Below are 18,652 nucleotides of genomic sequence, written 5' to 3' on the forward strand. Positions count from 1 at the left end.
ATGTAAAACACTCCTTCTCTATTGTGCGGTGTATCCTCCGTCTGCAGTGATGGCGCTTCCGGTCATATAGCTTGATAAATCCGAGGCTAAAAACAGCATCACATTTGCGATTTCTTCGGGTTTCCCAAGCCTCAGCAGCGGATTTACCTTTGCCTTTTCTTTTTTGATCTCTTCAAGTGTGCCTTCATTATTTTCAAGGAATGATTTTTCATTTAGCGGTGTGTCGATAATCCCCGGGCATACGCAGTTGACGCGAATTTGATGTTTCGCATAATCAACGGCCATCGACCTCGTCAGCTGCAAAACGCCTCCTTTGCTGGCGTTATAGGCAGGAATATCAGGCCATGCCACGAGCCCGCCGACTGAGCACGTATTAATGATGTTGCCCTTGCCGGCAGCGAGCATATGCTTGAGTGCGTGCTTGCTCATTAAAAACATGCCGGTCAAATTGACTTGGAGCACCTTGTTCCAATCGCTGAGCTCCATCTCGTGAATGGGAGCCACGATTTCGATGCCCGCATTATTAATCAATACATCCAGCCTTCCAAATGTATCGACCGCCGATTGAACAGCGTGCTGACAGGCAGCTTCGTCTGTGATATCTGTTTGCACAAAGTGCAGCCTGTCACTATTTTCTTTCCGGACCATTGCTTCTCCCTGAGCCTCGTCAATATCCGCCACAACCACATTTGCCTGCTGGCTCAAAAAAGCCCGAACCGCCGCATAACCAATTCCTGATGCGCCTCCTGTTATGAGGACGGTTTTATCAGTGAGGTTCATGATTACTCATCCGCCTTTATTTTTTTTGCTTTTGCTCTGTTGTAGCGCGGCGGGAAGAAGATATTAATCGATTTTGATTCTTTTTCTGAACGGTTGATGGCGCCGTGATCTTCCCGAGGCTCACAGAAATAGGCTGTGCCGAATTCCATCTCGACTGTGCAGCCTTCGACCGTCATGTCGTAACCGCCGCCGATGCAGATGCCAATTTGCTCATTTCGATGTTTATGGAAAGGCATTTCTCCGCCATTTCCAGGGATTTTGGCCAGCATGATTTCAACCCAATCCTCAACAAAGAACGTGACTTCCATGCCAGGCAATAGGTCTCTCGTTTTGAAAATATTCAAAAAATAGTCTTCAGGACTTGTATATGTTTCATCAGCTTTCAGCCGTTTGATATCAATGGCAATGACTTCTTGGTCTGTGTCGTTTCTTGCCCCATGAGGCACATGCGGCGGCGCAATGTAGGCAGATTCCAAGGCCGTCATTTTTCTTGTCACATCTCCGACAGTCATCATCAGCTCACCAGAAACAACCATGCCGATCTGGACTTCCTTATGCTGATGGGGTTCAACGTTGGTATGCGGCGGAACGTAAGACATTAACACCTCGGTGTCGCCCCGCACGGTTGAATACTGTCTCACTCCGTTTTCCCATTCTATTAATTTCGGTGTCGGGAAATAAAGCTCCTGCATATCTTCTTTAGTTTTCATAATCAACGTCTCCTTTTCCGAATAATGACCAGCTCATAGGAATGCTTTTAAATGTTTTCACAAATGCAAGCCCGTACTTTTGCCGTGCAAGCTCATTGGTTAAGGCAATGTCATACAGGCCTTCTTTTACTTTTCTTGCAGCTTGACTGGTCGAATTGACCAGTTTGAAACGTACTTCTTTGCGGGTAAAATATTTTATTAAATTTATAGGTGATGGATGTGAAACAATAACAGATGTATCAAGCATATCGTCGCTGAATTCAAAATCAGGACGAACAGCCAGGCCGTACATTGGTGTATCACACCTGAAGATCTGCAAAAGCTGCAAATCCGGCCTCATGTAGAAATGCTTAATGCCGTCGTAAGCGTGTGGGACGATGGTATATTCCAGCGGGCTTTGAAGGGTCCTTTCGATACATGATTCAAATGTATCATGCAAGGACAATTTACTGTTCAGCCCCTGTTGAAGAGTAAAATTGGAGATGAAATGCTTTGCTGCGTACTCACTGCTTGTCCCCTCAGGGCCGAGCGTGTTGACTGTAATCAGTTTGGATATTGAATCAGTTCTGTTTTTTGTCTGAATGCTATTATCCAATATAATCATGAGCACCAACCAATCTTTTAAAATTTTAAGTAAATTTTATCCAGCGACAATTGAACTGTCAACATTTTTTGAAAATATTGATAATTATCCCCATACAAACAAAAAAACCCTTAAGAAAGGGTTTTTTATTATAGGAATTTAGAAACTTTGTTTATTGGGATAAAGAATGATCCGCTTTCTGCTCATGCTTGCCGTACTTTTTATATGCGAATACACTGAGCACAAATCCGAGCACTGTGATGGCGGCGCAAATAAATCCGACAGCTGCATACCCGTATCCCACATATACAGGCCCCATCAAAGCAGAGCCTAATGTCACAGCCAGATTCGAGGCGAGGCTGTAAAACGCCATAATTTTCCCGCGATGACGCTCTGAGCAGTCACTTAAAATGGTGCTGAGCAGCGTCACCGTCAAGCTTTGCATTAATCCCCAAATAAATAGGCTGACGATTAACAGAATCATTGAAGCCGGCGCATATGCTAAACATGCCAGCAGCACGCTGATGACCCCCAGTGCAATCAAAAGGGAGCGCATTTTTCCGATGCGGTCAGCCATCTTTCCTGTAATGACACTCATGGAAAACCCGATACCGTAAATCATGATAAATAAGCCCGCTGCTGTGTTTCCTCCGGTAAAAACGTCCTGAAGATAGGAGCCTAAAAATGAATACATACCGTAAAAACCAATCATATTACAAAAGGTTATCGTGATATAAACAGGTACACGCGGGACTTTCAGCGCATCCCGGAATGTTCCAGCCGGTTCTTCTTTTTCTTCCTTGCCGTTGTTTTTATGTTCGGCGTGGCGGCGCATTTCAAGCAAGATCAGCAAAACAACTAAAACGCCCATCAAGGCGAAAATCCAAAATGTCCATCTCCAATGCAGGACGCCGCCGATAAATGATCCGAGCGGCACACCGAAAATCAATGCCAGCGACCAGCTTGAAACGATCAGTCCCATCACCTTGCCCCTGTATGTATAAGGAACACGATCCCCGACAACTGCGTAAGCGGTCGGCACGAACGCTCCCGCAGCCAATCCCGAAAGTGCCCGGCCTAAAAAGAAGAAAAAGATATTTTGAGCTAAAGCGCATATCACTGTTCCTATAATAAAGATCATAAGTCCGGCCAGTAAACTGAGTTCTCTGGAGTATTTATCGCCTAAAGGAACCAGGAGCGGCGCACCGATAAATATCATTACACCGTAAATACTGATAGATAACGCAAGGACACTGACATCTGAGTTGAAGGCATTTGCTAAATCCGGCAGCAGCGGTGAGATCACAAGCTCTTCAGACCCTGCCGCAAATACCCCCATCGTTAAAGCCAGTGCTAAAAATAGCGGAAAATGATGTTTTGTTTCGATGTCATTGTTTTGTTTGCTGTTCATTCTCCCTCAAACACCTCTTCCATAATCTTCTTATCATAAAGTTGAATTAAGTTTAGCATTGTTTTTTCACAATTCACAATTCGAACGAAACCTTTATAATTTTTATTATTTTCATTTAAATCTCAATATAGATTTATATATTTCATTTTAAAAATAAAGAGGATTTTAACGCGTAAAAAAGCTCTCCGGTTTCCGGAGAGCTTTTTCTATTGCGCCTCTGCCTGCTCTTTTTCTGTCGGTTCATGATTTATACGTTTTTTGAGGCTTAGATGATAGTACGCATAGCAGAAAATAATGATCGGCACGCCGCAGTACAAGCCGATTCTTTGATCCGGAATGAAAATAAGGCTGATCAATACGCATGCGTATAAACCAAATCCGAGAATCGGGACTAGCGGATATAAAGGCGTTCTGAACTCCAGGTCATTCACGTTTCCGCCTTCAGCGAGGAAACGTCTGCGAAAGAAAAATTGCGAAGCACAAATGGACATCCACGCGACAACTGTCACCATGCCTGAGATTGAGATACACCATAAATATACCGTTTCTGCAGCCATGACACTTGTCAGCAGTGAACAGCCGGAAATGCCGAGTGTAATCAGCAAGGCATTCATCGGCACGCCTTTTTTTGTCAGTCTGGTGAGGAAGGACGGGCCCATTTGATTTGATGAAAGTGACCACATCATGCGCGACGCCGCATACAAACCCGAATTGGCAACAGATAAAATCGCCGTTAAGATGACAAAGTTCATGATATCAGCCGCAAATGGGATGCCGATTTGATCGAGTACCGCTACAAACGGGCTTTCAATGACCCCCGCCGTTTTGTACGGAAGAATGGCAACCAAGACGAACATAGCAAGCACAAAGAAAAACAGTGTGCGCCAAATGACATTTCGAATGGACTTTGGCAGTGTTTTTTCCGGATTTTCACTTTCCCCTGCTGCAATGCCGACAAGCTCCGTCCCTTGAAAGGAGAAATTCACCATAACCAGCGTAAACATAACGGCCAGCACCCCATTAGGGAAAAGGCCCCTATCAGTCATAAAGTTAGACAAAAATGGCGTTTCCTGTCCGCCTTTAAAGTCAATCAAGCCAAACACAGCAGCGCCGCCGATCACGATAAATAGTACGATCGCTGCCACTTTGATGCTTGAAAACCAAAATTCCATTTCGGCAAAGCTTCTGACAGACAGCGCATTAATCAAAAAGATGACGATGCCAAACACGAGACACCATATCCAGATCGGAACGGAGGGCAGCCACCTTTGCATCAAAATGCCCGCTGACGTCAGCTCCAAGCCTACTGTATTCGCCCAGCTGAACCAATACAGCCAGCCGATCATAAAGCCTGTCGACGGTCCCAGAAATTTAGTGGCGTAGGCCTGAAACGATCCGGCCACCGGCATGGCAACAGCCAGTTCTCCTAAACAGAGCATGACAAGATACATTAAAAATCCGCCGATGATATATGCGGCAATGGCGCCGAGCGGTCCCGCCTGGCTGATGGTAAAACCGGAGCCTAAAAACAGCCCGGTTCCAATCACCCCTCCCAAGGCAATCATAAACAAATGCCTGCTTTTCATGCTGCGCTGCAATTCATTTTTATGATTCTGCATCATCCTTCCCCCTTCAGTTCTTGTGTCGTGATGGTCATCCGGTAGCTTTGCAAAAGGTGAACAGTGGTCTGCTGTATGAGGTGGGGCAATACGTGAAATGTGTACGGTTTATAGACTCGTTCTGTCCATTTATGACCTTCTTTTCCGTATACGCCCATGTTGATGGATGGAATATTCAGCTTGCGTATATCCTTGAACGGAATGGTTCCAATCATATTCCACCCAGGGAAGTTTCTGATAAAGGAATGAATTTCACCATCGGTTTCGTGCAGCGATAAGAAACTGCCGTCTGCCAAGTAGGGGAAAAACTTTTTGAAGACAAATGTTTCGCCTGTCGATTCAGCGGTTTTGTCAGCCGCTTCTTTAATCACATGCTGCAAAAGCTGATCTCTTGCGCTATCTTCTTTTAAATAGTTATGCGGCAGGTAGGGAGGTGCGTAAAATAGAATGACTTTTGCGCCTTGATCGGGGTCAAGCTTTTGAAGCTCTTCGATTGCCTTAAAACATCTTATACGAAGTTCAAGGTGCTCATTGGCTTTGAATGTCTGCTCGATACACTGCTCAGGATCTACGCCGCGGCTTCTCAGCTTTTCTAAGTATTGCTCCAGACTGTACACTTGAATGTCCCATGATAAATGTTTCTTCGGAAGATTGGTTCTTTTTACATATTCTTCGTAATAATCTGATAATTTTTGTTCTGTGTCCCGGCACGCTTCCTCAGCGACTTCAATAAGCAGGTCCATAATTTCCTTTGCTGTTCTTTCATAAATAAAATAATTGAAATACAAGCAGCTGCTGACAGCCGTTTGCACATTATAGGCTTCTTTGTTATCACGCTGATACAAACAGGATGGGGGCAGAACCAACTCGCCTTCAATCTTTTCTGCCAGATGAATGTTATTGTGGAGACGGCTTGTGATTTCAGATGAAATCAAATTTGGATCAATCCCTGCCAGCGTATCGCCAACATGGACTTCTCGCCCATAGATGTAAAAGCAAGGCAGCAGTTTTCCCGCGGCTCCGGTGTAGATATATCTTGTCTCATCACCATCGTAAAGCGGCGTAATAAAATCTGTATTAATAGCAGCCAGATAGTGAAGCTGTTTTTCTTTTTTGAGCCGGTTCAGCTCTGAAATGCTGGCGAGAACGCCGGAATGCTGACTCTCCTCATCCGGACTTGCCATAAACAATAGATTTCCCGGCAATGTATCGAGGTTCTCTGAAAAATGCAGGAGATTGGCTAAATGAACGGCGATGCCGCTTTGCATATCGACAGATCCTCTTCCGAACATCCACTCGCCCGATTTGGCATCCCGCTGAACGTCTTGGTCGAACTCATAACGGCTGAAGTACGCGGCCAATTTTTCACAATCAAAAGCGATATCCTTTAAAGGGCCGAAATCTTCAATTCCGACTGTATCCAGATGGGCATGGTAAATGACAGTATTTCGGCTTTCTCCATGTCCTTCAATAAACGCAAAAATATTTTTGCGATTGTATGGGTCGTTCGGAATGGCCTGTTCCCACACATGACTAGGATTTTCCTGAAAATAAGGATAGCTCATGATCACTTCTTTGATGAAATCTGCTTTTGTCCCTTCTCCGACAGTGCCGTTCACACTGCTGAGACTGACCAGAGATGTTGTCAGTGCCTCCACTCTTTCAGCCGGCTTCATGTGACTGATTTTTGTATACAGCATAAATTATCCTCCTGATCAAAAAGTTGAAATCGTGCGATCCGCTAAAGAATCGCACGATTTTATTTCTCTCTAAATCAAAAAGCTTCGGACGTTGTTTTGGCTTGCATATGAAGAATTAAATAATCCGGGCCGCCTGCTTTTGAGTCTGTTCCGGACATATTAAAACCGCCGAACGGCTGATAGCCGACAATCGCTCCGGTACAGCCTCTGTTGAAGTATAGGTTTCCGACATGGAAATCCTCACGGGCCCGTTCAATGTGCGCACGATTTTTCGTCAGCAGAGCGCCTGTTAATCCGTATTCCGTGTTATTTGCAATCTCCAGCATATGATCGAAATCACGCGCTTTGCAGATCGCAACAACTGGGCCGAAAATTTCTTCCTGCATCAGGCGCGCGTTTTCATCAACATCTGCAAAGATCGTCGGCTGAATAAAGTAGCCTTTTGAATCATCGCCTTCGCCTCCGGCCAACAGCTTGCCTTCAGATTTGCCGATTTCAATGTATTTCATGACTTTGTTGTAGGACGCTTCATGGATCACGGGTCCCATATACGTATCAGGATCTTCCGGATTGCCGAGAGCCAGCGTTTTGGTCAGCGCCACAGCTTTTTCCACCACTTCATCATAGACATCCTGATGGATGACTGCGCGGGAGCCTGCTGAACACTTCTGTCCTGAATATCCAAACGCTGAATACACGATAGAGGATGCAGCAAGGTCAAGATCAGCGTCCTTGTCGACAAGCACCGTGTCTTTTCCGCCCATTTCAGCAATGACCCGTTTCAGCCATTTTTGGCCCGGCTGCACCTTGGCGGCACGCTCATAAATCCGGCAGCCGACTGCACGGGAACCTGTAAATGAGACAAACCGTGTTTTCGGATGCTCCACTAAGAAATCACCAATTTCCGCTCCATCTCCCGGAATGTAATTCAGAACGCCGTTTGGCAAGCCCGCTTCCTCCATGACCTCGACGAATTTTGCAGCTACTACGGGCGCTGCGTCAGCCGGTTTTAAGAGAATCGTATTTCCTGTCACAATTGCTGCCGCCGCTGTTCCTGCCATAATCGCAAGCGGGAAATTAAATGGAGAAATGACAATGCCGACGCCAAGCGCTTCGTAATGGTATTGATTGAACTCGCCTGCCCGGCTCTTCACCGGAGACCCTTCCTTGAGGTTTAACATTTGGCGCGCATAGAACTCCAAAAAGTCTATCGCTTCAGCCGTGTCCGCATCGGCTTCCTTCCACGGTTTTCCCGCTTCCTTCACAAGATAGCTTGAAAATTCATGCTTTCTTCTGCGCAAGATAGCCGCTGCTTTAAAGAGGATATTCGCGCGGTGCTCCGGTCTTTGTTTTTTCCATGATTGAAATGCCTGCAGTGCGGCTTGCATCGCTTTTTCAGCAAGCTCTTGATCCGCTGTTGATGCGTACCCAATCACCTCTTCTTTATTTGCCGGGTTAATGGAAACAATCTTGCGGTCCGTTTCAATTTTTTCTCCATTTATCACAAGCGGATAATGCTTGCCGAGCTGAGTGTTTACAAATGCCAATGACTCTTGAAATGCTGTTTTATTCTTTGCTTCCGTAAAATCAGTAAATGGTTCGTGCGCGTATGATACTGTCATATGTAGTCCCCCTCATGTCATGAAATATGTCTTCGCATGAATAAAAATGCAAGAATCATGCCAATATTTTGTCTCTTCCTGAAAAAACTTGTTGAATTGTACAGAAATTTGTCTAACAGGAGAACACCTTTCTCTATTTCCAATCCTGAAACGCAAAATTTTTTTGCTATTTCCGCTTTTCCGCAAAGAATAAACGCAAAATTTTTTTGCGACAGAAGGGGATATCTCCCCTTCCGAATTTATACCCACCCGCGGAATCGCGATGCTTCTGCCGATTTTCTGATGCCCGTCATGTAAGCCGCCAAGCGCATATCCACTTTATGTGTTGCCGCTGTCTGATAAATCGTCTCGAACGAATTGACCATGACGTTTCTCAGTTTTTCTGCAACCTCTTCTTCTGGCCAATAATATCCTTGGTTGTTTTGCACCCATTCAAAATAAGAAACCGTGACGCCGCCGGCACTCGCCAGAATATCAGGCACGAGGAGCACGCCTCTTTCATTCAGGATCTTAGTGGCGTCAATGGTTGTCGGGCCATTCGCCGCTTCGACGACGATTGACGCCTGAATGTTATGTGCGTTTTTGGCTGTGATTTGATTGGCGATCGCGGCCGGCACTAAAATATCGCAATCCTTTTCAAGCAGCTCCTCATTTGTGATGACGTCTGTAAATAAGTTCGTGACCATGCCGAAGCTGTCCCGCTTATCGAGCAAATAAGGGATATCAAGGCCGTCCGGGTTGTAGAGCCCGCCATGGGCATCCGAGATCCCGATCACCTTCGCGCCGGCATCATGCATGAATTTGGCCAGAAAGCTGCCAGCGTTTCCAAAGCCCTGTATGATGATGCGCGCGTTTTGCAGCTTGATCCCTTTTTTCTTAACCGCCTCTTCAATACAAATCGTGACGCCCTGTGCCGTTGCCGTTTCCCGGCCTTGCGATCCGCCTAAAACGAGCGGTTTCCCTGTGATAAAGCCCGGAGAATCAAATTCCCGCAGCCGGCTGTACTCATCCATCATCCATGCCATAATTTGCGAGTTGGTGTACACATCGGGAGCCGGAATATCCTTTGTCGGACCGACGATCTGGCTGATGGCACGGACATATCCCCTGCTCAGCCTTTCCAGTTCTCCGAATGACATTGTCCGCGGATCACAAATAATACCGCCCTTTCCGCCGCCGTAAGGAAGATTGGCAATCCCGCACTTGAGCGTCATCCAAATGGATAATGCCTTTACTTCCTCTTCATTGACTTCAGGATGGAAGCGCACGCCTCCCTTTGTCGGACCAACCGCATCATTGTGCTGCGACCGGTACCCTGTGAACACCTTGACGCTGCCGTTATCCATTTTGACCGGAATGCGGACTGTGAGCATTCTCTGCGGCTCTTTCATGAGTTCATACATATCGCCCGGATAGCCCAGCTTTCGAAGGGCTTCCTTTATGATCGTTTGGGTAGACAAAAATAAATTTAGAGCTTCTTTTTCCTCATCTTTCGCGACTTGCTTTGCTGACATCTTTTTCACCTCATTGTTTTTTTGGCCGCTTGAAAATGTAAGCGCTTTAAAAAATCAGCCGGCCAATTCCTTTCTTCAGTGGATTCACCCTTATGATCATGCAAGATCCGTACCAGTTTTTTTAATCAACAAAAAAAGAGACTGAAAACATCTCAGTCTCTGATTAAACCTATTCATTAACGAGGGTCAATCACCAGCTGCGTTTCAGCATAAAAACTGCCGATTCCCAAACCGTTTACAACATCGCCTTTAATCGTGTAAGTGCCTGCGCGCGGAAGGGTTTTGCGCACCATGACAAGGTCAAATTCGGATGCCCCTAACAAATCAAGCGTAAGCGGGAGTCTGACAGTTTTTCCATCGTTTAAGATCTGTGTTTCTTTCAGCGTTCTTCCATTCACTGAATCTCTTGTTGTAGCATGAAACCCGTCGGGAAACCGAAATTCTACCGCACCAAGAGAAAGCACCGCATTTGGTTTATATGTCACTTCAATATCAGAAGTGGTCCACTCTTTTGTGCTGTTGATCGTTTTTGCCTCAATTGTTGCGGACTGCGCATGAGCTTGGCCTGAAGGAAGCAAGATTGATAGTAAGACAGCTGAACTGATCAATAATGAAGATACGAATGAAGTTCTTTTTAACATGACATTTCCTCCTCAAATCACTGTTGGGATTGGCCAGAGCGTCCTCTGCAGAAAAAGCGTTTTTTCGTAATTCGCGAATTACCAATTCTTTTTCTTAAAAATTAATCTATCACCATTTTCCATGGAAGTAAATGCTTTTTTAGGAATATTAACACTTGGAATCATTTGAGAATATCATCCTGTTTACACAAGGTTCAAAGGGATGATTTTCTCTCTTTTTCTAGTAACATTTTCCTGTTGATTTCTATCCTTTAGCCTATTTTGAAAAAAGGACAAAAAAAGTCGAAGATGCCTCCGCTCTCCGATTGATCACGTTCCTATTTTTATCTATTTTCGGTATTCCAGTTAAAACCGATCGTTTCATCATTCCATGGAATTCTTTTTTCATCAGGCTGATCCGGGTTATACGACATGGTGGTGAAGTAGATAATCGTCAGCGGCGTCTCTCCCAGCACTCTGTACCCGTGGGCCACCCCTTTTGGGATCAATAACAGCATCGGGTTGTCTTCACCCATATAATAGACGTCAGTTTCTCCTTTTGTCTTTGAATCCTCTCGAAGATCGTAAAGGACAACCTGAGCGTGGCCGGTTGGGAAGAACCAGAGATCATCCTGTTTCTCGTGATAATGAAATGCTTTAATCACACCCGGATAGCTTTTCGACCAAGAGGCCTGACCAAAATGCTCAAGAAGGTTCTCATCATCCCGAACCAGCTCGGCAAAAAAGCCTCTGTCATCACTATGCTTCGTCAATTTTTTCACCTTGACTCCATCAATCACGCGCACTGCTCCTTTCCTGTAAATACTCCCGTAACGCTTCCCGCCAATGCCGAGGGCGAATGCCGGCTTCTTCAATGGCCTGATGGCTCAGCACAGAGTAAGCCGGACGGGGCGTTTTGTTCCCGTATTCTTCTGTCGTGACAGGCAAAATGACTGTGGCCAGTCCGCTTTCTTCCATAATGGCCTTCGCGAATTCATACCAGCTGCATATTCCTGAATTGCTGACATGATAGATGCCCGGCGGATGGCTGAACAGCTTGATGACCGCTTCTGCTAAATCCTTCGTATAGGTCGGCGAACCAATTTGATCGCTTACAACCCGTAGCTCTTGTTTCGTTTCAGCAAGCTTCAGCATGGTATGAACGAAATTGCTGCCGCCATGTCCGTACACCCACGACGTTCTGATGATCGTGCTGTCTTTTGTCGCTAATCGAATCAGTTCTTCTCCGAGCTTTTTGCTTTTGCCGTAGATGGTGTTCGGATCGAGGGGATCGTCTTCCCTGTAAGGCTGGGTTCCTTTCCCGTCAAAAACATAGTCCGTGCTGATATGAACATATTGAGCACCGATGCGGGTTGCCTCAAGCGCTGTATAATAAGCGCCGATCCCGTTAATTAAATACGCTTTATCAAGTTCTGTCTCGCATTTATCAACCGACGTAAACGCGGCTGTATTGACCACAATATCCGGCTGATAATGGCCAAACGAATGCCGCACTGAGCGCTGGTCGGCAATGTTCATCATCTTCTTTGTTAACGCAATGACCTCATATCCCGCTTGCTTCAGCTGGCGGCACAGTTCCAGGCCAAGCTGTCCTCCCGCACCAGTCACCAATACCTTTGTCAATCGGATCACCTTCTCATCGGTCATTGTCTGTATACCAGCGAATCGTACGCGCAATGCCTTCTTCAAATGGCACTTCCTGCTGCCAGCCCAGTTCGTTTTTCAGCTTTGATGCATTGATCGCATAGCGCCGGTCATGCCCTTTTCGGTCTTCCACGTGGGCGAACAATTCCTCACAGCCCAGTTGCTTCATGATGATGCTCGCCAGCTCTTTATTCGTGCGTTCATTTCCGCCGCCGATGTTATACACCTCGCCGTCAGTTCCTTTTTCTAAGATCAGCTTGATGGCACGGCAATGATCCTCCGCAAACAGCCAGTCTCGGATCTGAAGCCCATCGCCATACAGCGGAACCGGAAGCCCTTGCTTCGCGTGGCGGATAATCGTCGGGATCATTTTTTCGCTGTGCTGATAGGGGCCGTAATTGTTGCTGCATCGTGTAATAATGGCCGGAAGCTTGTGGGTTTTCACATACGATAACACGAGCAAATCAGAGCTTGCCTTGCTGGCTGAATAAGGGTTATTAGGAGAAAGCGGCGTCGTTTCAGTAAACGCGGGATCATCTGCTTCTAAATCCCCGTACACCTCATCTGTTGAAATATGAATCAGCTTCTTGGCTTTTCCCCGCAGGACCGCTTCCGCCAAGCGATATGTCCCCATGACATTAGTGGTGATAAACGGCTCCGCTTGGGAAATGCTTCTGTCCACATGCGATTCCGCAGCGAAGTGAATCACGCCGTCATAGTTCTCATCAAACGCCCGGTCGATATCCTCCTGAACGCTGATATCCCCTTTTATAAAGCGAAATCGGCTGTTTTCCTTTAATGTTTCCATTTCGTCCGGGTGGCTGGCGTACGTCAGTTTATCTAAAACGGTAATGCGCGCCTCCGTTTCCTTCAGCATGAGCTTTGTAAACGTGAGGCCGATGAAGCCGGCCCCGCCCGTAATTAAATATGATTTTGCCATCACTTTTCGTCCTGTCCTTTCTGTAAAGCCTTGTGTACAAGCTGGGAGGCGAGATGTAGCGATTCGTGAGTTCCGGCATCGACCCACCAGCCTGATAACACATCATACGTAAGCTGGCTGTTTTCGATGTATAGATTATTCACATCGGTGATTTCCAGCTCGCCGCGCTTTGACGGTGATATTTGTTCAATATACGAAAAAACCTCCGCATCATACATATAAATGCCGGTCACACAAAGGTTGGTCGGCGGGTGTGTGGGCTTCTCGATAATGGAACGAATCCGCTTGTTTTTCTCATCAATCTCAGCAATCCCGAAGCGTTCCGGATCATCAACTTCTTTCAGCAGCACCTTTGCTCCTTTTCTCTGCTGTTCAAAGCGCTCCGTAAAAGGCTTTAATGAATCTTCGAATATATTATCACCTAATAATAAAATAAAAGGCTCTTTTTTCGTAAAGCGTTTTGCATAAGACAGCCCATCCGAAATGCCCGATGCGGCTGGCTGAACCTGATAAGTGATTGTCACGCCAAGCTCTTCCCCGTTCCCAAGCAGTTTATAAAATTGCGGCATATGCTCTTTTTGGCTGATGAGTAAAATGTCTTTTATTCCGGCTTCCTCCAGCTTCATAATCGACCAGTAAATCATCGGATACGGGCCTACAGGAAGCAAATGCTTGTTAACGGCTTTGGTTAAGGGCATAAGGCGTGAGCCGTTTCCTCCGGCTAAAATAACACCTTTCACATTAACACTTCCTTACATGCATTTTTATACCTTTTGATCCATACAAATCTTGAAGAATAGCTGATACACGCTTGAGGACTTGATCGGCTGCACCAGACTTTAAAAATTTCTTGCAGCCTGGAAGGCGGGTGAAGAATAAGATAATCCTATCCTTCATAGATGCGGGTGTTTCCTGCTTCTGATATCTCCGTAAACTCCGTTGATGAATCACTTATTCAAAGAGTACAATTTTCGCATCTGTTTCCGCCTTTATTTTCCTTTACAGTTCAGCAGGCGCGCCGAGTATAGCAAACAAAAGCAGATCAAGTTTCTTGCTTTTTATTTCCCGGAGAATAAATTCGTGCCGCTGCATCAATCAGCGCAAAAGCCTGCCATTCCAGCCTCGGCAATTATAAATACAGGAGCTTTTTTGCCCGTAGTTCCATTCTGAAACTCTGCCATTATTTCGCTTCCTTGCCCGGCCAAATATGATAATCGTAATACGATTGTTCAGCGGTGAATCCCATTCTTTCATAAAGGCGGATCGCCCTTACATTGTGAAGCTGCGTCTCCGCTGTTACCGTTTTATGCTCCTGGGTCTCAGGTTGTTCTATGAAATTCGCCAATAAATGAAACGCGATACGTTTTCCTTCAAATCCCGGCTTCACAGCCATCAAATCGAGAATGGATTCATCGCCTCTGGATAGGCCTTGAAGATAGCCGATGACCTCGCCATTGTGCTTAGCGACAATATTGACAGCCGCCCTTCCATTGAGATTGTTTCGTGTCCACTCCTGAAAGATCTTGTTTGCTGCTTCGCGGCTGAGATGAGGATCTTGAAAATATCTGCTTTTTGTAAACGAGTCTCGGGCCAGCTCACATATCGCTTCTGTGTCTCCGGGCTCAGGCGGGCCCAGTTCAAAAAATGGCGGTGTTTTGTCATAAAAAGACGGGGGCTTTGCCAGCTTAAGCAAACTGCCGACAAAGTAAGAGGATGGCTGCTGCTGTATCACATGCGCGGCACCGATATCTTCAGCCGAAACACGAACAGAGATAAAATCAGTTTCATCCATTTGCCGTACAGAATAAAAGGCTTGAAACAGCCTCTTCAACTGCCCAGCGCTATTTGCCGCAAGAAATTTGACGTTCATGACTTTTTTCTGAAGTATCCGGCTTTCCCACAGAGAATCTTCGTAAAGCAAGATGCCTTGGAGCCTGCTGTTTTCAAAAAGGCCGAGGGAAAATTGATACGGAACGTTCAGTGTAAGCTGCCTTCTTTGGATAAATTCCTCAATCGCCTCTTTGGAGACATTTTCTTTTACCGTATACACTTAACCAGCCCCTTTTCGATATCCCGCACAGCTTCAATGACATCCTGTACATCTTCGTCCGACATTGATGGATAGAGCGGGAGTGACAGGGTTCGTTTATAGTCATTCATGGCGAGCGGGAGGTCCGCTTCCTTAAACCCGAATCGCTTTTGATAATACGGATGAATGTGTACTGGGATAAAATGAACGCTGCGCGTGATACCGGCCTGTTTTTCATCAGCTTGCAAAACATATAAATGCCAGGCGGCAAACTTTTTTTCAAATTGCTGAACCTTCGAGGCTTTGAAGAGCCATCCCGATTCCAGCGTTTCTGTGACCTCCTGAATTTCTTCCTTACTGATGTTTTGCGCTCCTATCACTTTAATCAATATCCTCCCGCCTGTAATCAATCCCTGTTTTGGCTTTCAGTTCCGCAAATAGAGCGTTTGTTGATTCTGCCACCGGATAATTGGCTGCTGTGAACGCCAGACGCGCCTCTTCTGCTTTTTGGTGCACGGCGGGACTTCGAAGAACCTCAATCAAGGTGCGCACCAGGTCATCCGGATGATCAAACATAAAATCGCCAAGAGATTCATAGTACGGATACGTGCGGTTTCCGGATGATTTCCCGATCAGCACAGGCTTTTGAAACAGCATGGCTTCAAGTCCGACTGTCGAGGTTTGCGTCACTGCCGCGTTAGTATACGGAAGCAAATCATACAGATCAAGCTCCTTTTTGATGACTCTGCATGCTTTATGTTTTTTCGCCGCGGCGTAATACAGATCAAGCTTGTTTTTTCCGATTTCCCAAGGATGGGGTTTGATGATAATTTGCAACTGTTTCTGATCAGAAAGCCCTTCTAGCACACCGGAATAAAAATCATCTGAAAAGGGCTGGGTCGCAATGAGCACGATTTTTTTAGACGGATGAAAAGCGAGTTTTCGATAGAATGTGGACATGTCCATAGGGGTTCTGTTAAAAATCTGATCGAAGCGGGGATGTCCCGTTATAAGAATCTGCTCGGGTTTACAGCCTTTTCGTATATACCACTCCGCTTCATACGCACCAAAAACGGCTTGATAGGTTGTAAAAACAGGAATGAAGGCTTCATCTCCCATCAACGCGCCATGCTGAAGACAAATGCTGACGGCCCCTCTCCTTTCACACATGAGCGCGAGCACCCTGCTGTAAATGTCTTCTGCCGTTCCGACGACAACGGCCGAAATCTTCTCCTGCTCAAACAGCGCATCAACCGCATCAATGGCCTCCATAAATAAAGGAATATCTTTGAAAAGCCTGTCGCGAAATGCTTGATCACCGAATGCCGGGTGGTCATCAAAAGCGGCGAGAATCGAAACGGCTGTTTCGAGATACGGCTTCGAATCGCCTTTTTGGCATGATTCCGCAAGTTCACGCTTGCTAATGACAGGCAGATCACAATAATGCGGCAAACTCCATCTGGCCAAAACAGCTGTTTTTTCAGGATCAAATTGATAGTAATTTTCGTTTGAAAAACGCAGGTAATCAAAATGCAAAATGACTTTCCCCTTAGCAGGTTCGTCATTTGTTTTGACCATACTTTGTATTTTTTCATTAAAAAACGGCTGAATTTGTCCTTCATCGACATACTGATCCACCGGTCCGAATAACTCCGGTTCTTCTTCCATCATCACTCGCAGCTCAGGGCTGATGTATTGATAAAAATTACTGATAAGCCCAAGAGGAATCCCCTTGTAGCGAAGTCCGTCAAAAAGCTCCACATACTTCCTGTACAGCACCCAATAATTGCTTAAATAGGCCGACAAACTCTCACCCCATTCCAAGCTTTTTTAATGATTCACGCAGTTCGCGGCAATTGCGCTGCGGAGGAAGGTTCCGGACGAATTCATTTTTTTCTGATTCAAACAGCTGAAAGTGAATCGATTGGTCGGTAATATAATTCAGATCCAGCTCCTCGGCCAGCGGGTAAAACGGATAAAAATGATTGACTCTCCAAAAGAAGCGGGCATCACCGATCCGGTAAAACGCCGGGCTTTCATCCCAATAGGAGCCAAACCTCTCCTTCACCTTCTCAAGCACCGAATATCTGTGCATCACCGAGCAATGGTCGATGGCGCACGGCGCGTTCCACGTCACTTGAGCTGCAGGCCTGACAGTTTCTTTTACAATGTCGCGATGCTCGTTTAAATGATAGGTTTTGGAGGCTGAGTAAATCACAGCCTTTTCAGGATGAGCATCGAGCTCCCGCACCATTTTGAGGAGGCGGTCCGGCATATAGATGTTATCATCCGTCGCATAAGTGATATATTCACCCTCCGCCATCTCAATCGCCTGATTGATCAGCGCCGCGTATCTCGTTTTTTCCGTTCTTTCCTTCACTCCAGATACATCGCTTTGATAAAAACGCACTCGGTTATCATTCAAAAAAGGACGGATTACATTCAGCGTCTCTTCATTGGAGTTGTCATCCATAATAAACAATTCAAAATCTGAAAAGGTTTGTGAGAGTATGCTAGAAATGGACTTTGCCACATAATCACTTTTGTTATAGCTTGTCATAATGACTGACACTTTCGGCAAATCCTACACCTCCTTCTTGAAACTTCACACCTGAAACTAACGTTATCTTATGTTGCTTATTCGCAAGTTGCGCTAGGAATACAAACCAATATGCGAAAAGTTTGTGTATGTCTATAAAAAACAGCGGCTGCCCAGGTCAAAATCTGTGCTGTCCACTGTTCTTTTTCCGCATATTCCAAGCATCAGTCTCATAAGGTGAAAGAGATAAAAATTGCACCAGCGACTAAGATCGTTTCCATCGGAGGTGAGTCATCGCGGAGCGTTCATCTATACATCCGGAACATGTCCTGAAGGGTTTTCATAAAAAGGAGGAACGATATGAAACCGAAAAAAAATCAATATCAGCAAATGCAGGCATATGATAATATGCAGGTGTATCAGCCTCAGTACGGCGCCAATCCGTACCCGCAGCAAGGTCAAGGCCCACAAATGCAGACGATGGGGATGCAGCAAACGATGCCGATGCAGCAGGGACAGCAAGGCTTCGGATTCCCCGGCCAGCAGCAGGGCGGCGGGTTTCAAATTCCATCGGGGCCGACACCGTCAGCGCCAGGCCAAAGCGTTCCCGGTATGCTGCCTGTTGAGGAATCATACATTGAGAACATTTTGCGCCTGAACAGGGGAAAAACGGCGACCATCTATATGACTTTTGAAAACAGCAAGGAATGGGGCTCGAAGATCTTTCGCGGCGTCATCGAGGCTGCGGGCCGGGATCACATTATCCTCAGCGATCCGAAATCAGGAACACGCTACCTGCTCCTGACAATCTACCTCGATTACATTACATTTGATGAGGAGATTGCGTATACGTATCCATATTCCATGGCGTCCTATTCGCCAAGATAAAGAAAAAGCCAATCGCTCATTTGATGAGGATT

The 18,652-nt window shown here is 46.0% G+C and carries 17 protein-coding genes and 4 pseudogenes; 1 reads left to right on the plus strand and 20 read right to left on the minus strand.

The annotated features are described in order from the left end of the window. Nucleotides 1-18 precede the first annotated feature (18 nt). The 20 genes and pseudogenes from bacC to spsA form a co-directional block, all read right to left on the minus strand. Nucleotides 19-780: a dihydroanticapsin 7-dehydrogenase gene (gene bacC / locus M1M80_RS19695; protein ID WP_003235947.1), complete on the minus strand. Its 762-nt coding sequence runs from the start codon at nt 778-780 to the stop codon at nt 19-21. A gap of 2 nt (nt 781-782) precedes the next feature. After that, a complete protein-coding gene (gene bacB, locus M1M80_RS19700) occupies nt 783-1,490 on the minus strand; it encodes a 3-((4R)-4-hydroxycyclohexa-1,5-dien-1-yl)-2-oxopropanoate isomerase (protein ID WP_060399751.1) in 708 nt (235 codons plus the stop codon). Then, on the minus strand, nt 1,480-2,094 hold the full coding sequence (bacA, locus tag M1M80_RS19705) for a prephenate decarboxylase (RefSeq protein ID WP_060399752.1): 615 nt from the start codon (nt 2,092-2,094) through the stop codon (nt 1,480-1,482). Before bacA ends, bacB begins: the two co-directional genes overlap by 11 nt. Nucleotides 2,095-2,245: 151 nt before the next feature. Further along, nucleotides 2,246-3,484 (minus strand): MFS transporter, encoded by a 1,239-nt coding sequence (locus M1M80_RS19710; protein WP_060399753.1) that lies wholly within the window; start codon nt 3,482-3,484, stop codon nt 2,246-2,248. A 206-nt stretch (nt 3,485-3,690) separates the two neighbouring features. After that, entirely contained in the window at nt 3,691-5,103 is a 1,413-nt protein-coding gene (locus M1M80_RS19715; RefSeq protein WP_060399754.1) for an amino acid permease, read from the minus strand. Next, nucleotides 5,103-6,803, minus strand: coding sequence for a M20 family metallopeptidase (locus M1M80_RS19720; protein WP_060399755.1), 1,701 nt, complete (start codon nt 6,801-6,803; stop codon nt 5,103-5,105). The genes M1M80_RS19715 and M1M80_RS19720 overlap by 1 nt, the downstream gene beginning before the upstream one ends. 74 nt (nt 6,804-6,877) lie before the next feature. Next, nucleotides 6,878-8,425 carry an L-glutamate gamma-semialdehyde dehydrogenase gene (gene pruA / locus M1M80_RS19725; protein WP_060399756.1) on the minus strand — a complete coding sequence of 516 codons (1,548 nt, stop codon included), beginning with the start codon at nt 8,423-8,425 and terminating at the stop codon, nt 6,878-6,880. Between the two features lie 239 nt (nt 8,426-8,664). Continuing rightward, nucleotides 8,665-9,939, minus strand: a complete 1,275-nt coding sequence (gene rocG / locus M1M80_RS19730) for a glutamate dehydrogenase (RefSeq protein WP_003235960.1) — start codon at nt 9,937-9,939, stop codon at nt 8,665-8,667. A 176-nt stretch (nt 9,940-10,115) separates the two neighbouring features. Next, on the minus strand, nt 10,116-10,580 hold the full coding sequence (gene bslB, locus M1M80_RS19735; protein ID WP_060399757.1) for a biofilm surface layer hydrophobin BslB: 465 nt from the start codon (nt 10,578-10,580) through the stop codon (nt 10,116-10,118). Nucleotides 10,581-10,903: 323 nt separating this feature from the next. Further along, complete coding sequence (locus M1M80_RS19740) at nt 10,904-11,359, minus strand: dTDP-4-dehydrorhamnose 3,5-epimerase family protein (protein ID WP_003235966.1); 456 nt, start codon at nt 11,357-11,359, stop codon at nt 10,904-10,906. Further along, on the minus strand, nt 11,352-12,203 hold the full coding sequence (gene rfbD, locus M1M80_RS19745) for a dTDP-4-dehydrorhamnose reductase (RefSeq protein ID WP_003235968.1): 852 nt from the start codon (nt 12,201-12,203) through the stop codon (nt 11,352-11,354). Before rfbD ends, M1M80_RS19740 begins: the two co-directional genes overlap by 8 nt. A 13-nt stretch (nt 12,204-12,216) precedes the next feature. Beyond that, complete coding sequence (rfbB, locus tag M1M80_RS19750) at nt 12,217-13,164, minus strand: dTDP-glucose 4,6-dehydratase (RefSeq protein WP_060399758.1); 948 nt, start codon at nt 13,162-13,164, stop codon at nt 12,217-12,219. Next, a complete protein-coding gene (locus M1M80_RS19755) occupies nt 13,164-13,904 on the minus strand; it encodes a sugar phosphate nucleotidyltransferase (RefSeq protein WP_060399759.1) in 741 nt (246 codons plus the stop codon). The genes rfbB and M1M80_RS19755 overlap by 1 nt, the downstream gene beginning before the upstream one ends. Before the next feature lie 149 nt (nt 13,905-14,053). Further along, nucleotides 14,054-14,256, minus strand: a pseudogene (locus tag M1M80_RS19760) (PseG/SpsG family protein); the annotation flags it as partial. Continuing rightward, a pseudogene (locus M1M80_RS21765) lies at nt 14,246-14,345 on the minus strand (hypothetical protein); the annotation flags it as partial. The pseudogenes M1M80_RS21765 and M1M80_RS19760, both read right to left, overlap by 11 nt. After that, nucleotides 14,345-15,214: a GNAT family N-acetyltransferase gene (locus M1M80_RS19765; RefSeq protein WP_060399760.1), complete on the minus strand. Its 870-nt coding sequence runs from the start codon at nt 15,212-15,214 to the stop codon at nt 14,345-14,347. The pseudogene M1M80_RS21765 and the gene M1M80_RS19765, both read right to left, overlap by 1 nt. Further along, nucleotides 15,202-15,459 (minus strand): annotated as a pseudogene (locus tag M1M80_RS19770) (DegT/DnrJ/EryC1/StrS family aminotransferase); the annotation flags it as partial. The gene M1M80_RS19765 and the pseudogene M1M80_RS19770, both read right to left, overlap by 13 nt. A gap of 3 nt (nt 15,460-15,462) precedes the next feature. After that, nucleotides 15,463-15,573: pseudogene (locus tag M1M80_RS21580) on the minus strand (DegT/DnrJ/EryC1/StrS family aminotransferase); the annotation flags it as partial. A gap of 1 nt (nt 15,574) precedes the next feature. Next, nucleotides 15,575-16,999 carry a CDP-glycerol glycerophosphotransferase family protein gene (locus M1M80_RS19780; protein WP_060399762.1) on the minus strand — a complete coding sequence of 475 codons (1,425 nt, stop codon included), beginning with the start codon at nt 16,997-16,999 and terminating at the stop codon, nt 15,575-15,577. A 4-nt stretch (nt 17,000-17,003) separates the two neighbouring features. Next, nucleotides 17,004-17,774 carry a spore coat dTDP-glycosyltransferase SpsA gene (gene spsA, locus M1M80_RS19785; RefSeq protein WP_019259805.1) on the minus strand — a complete coding sequence of 257 codons (771 nt, stop codon included), beginning with the start codon at nt 17,772-17,774 and terminating at the stop codon, nt 17,004-17,006. Between the two features lie 318 nt (nt 17,775-18,092). Between spsA and gerQ the strand changes: the two genes are divergently transcribed. Further along, the gene (gerQ, locus tag M1M80_RS19790; protein WP_003235990.1) at nt 18,093-18,620 is read left to right on the plus strand and encodes a spore coat protein GerQ; all 528 of its coding nucleotides are present in this window, start codon (nt 18,093-18,095) and stop codon (nt 18,618-18,620) included. The last annotated feature ends 32 nt before the right edge of the window (nt 18,621-18,652 follow it).

Origin of the sequence: Bacillus inaquosorum, assembly GCF_023238325.1 — a bacterium.
Classification (GTDB): Bacteria; Bacillota; Bacilli; order Bacillales; family Bacillaceae; genus Bacillus; species Bacillus inaquosorum.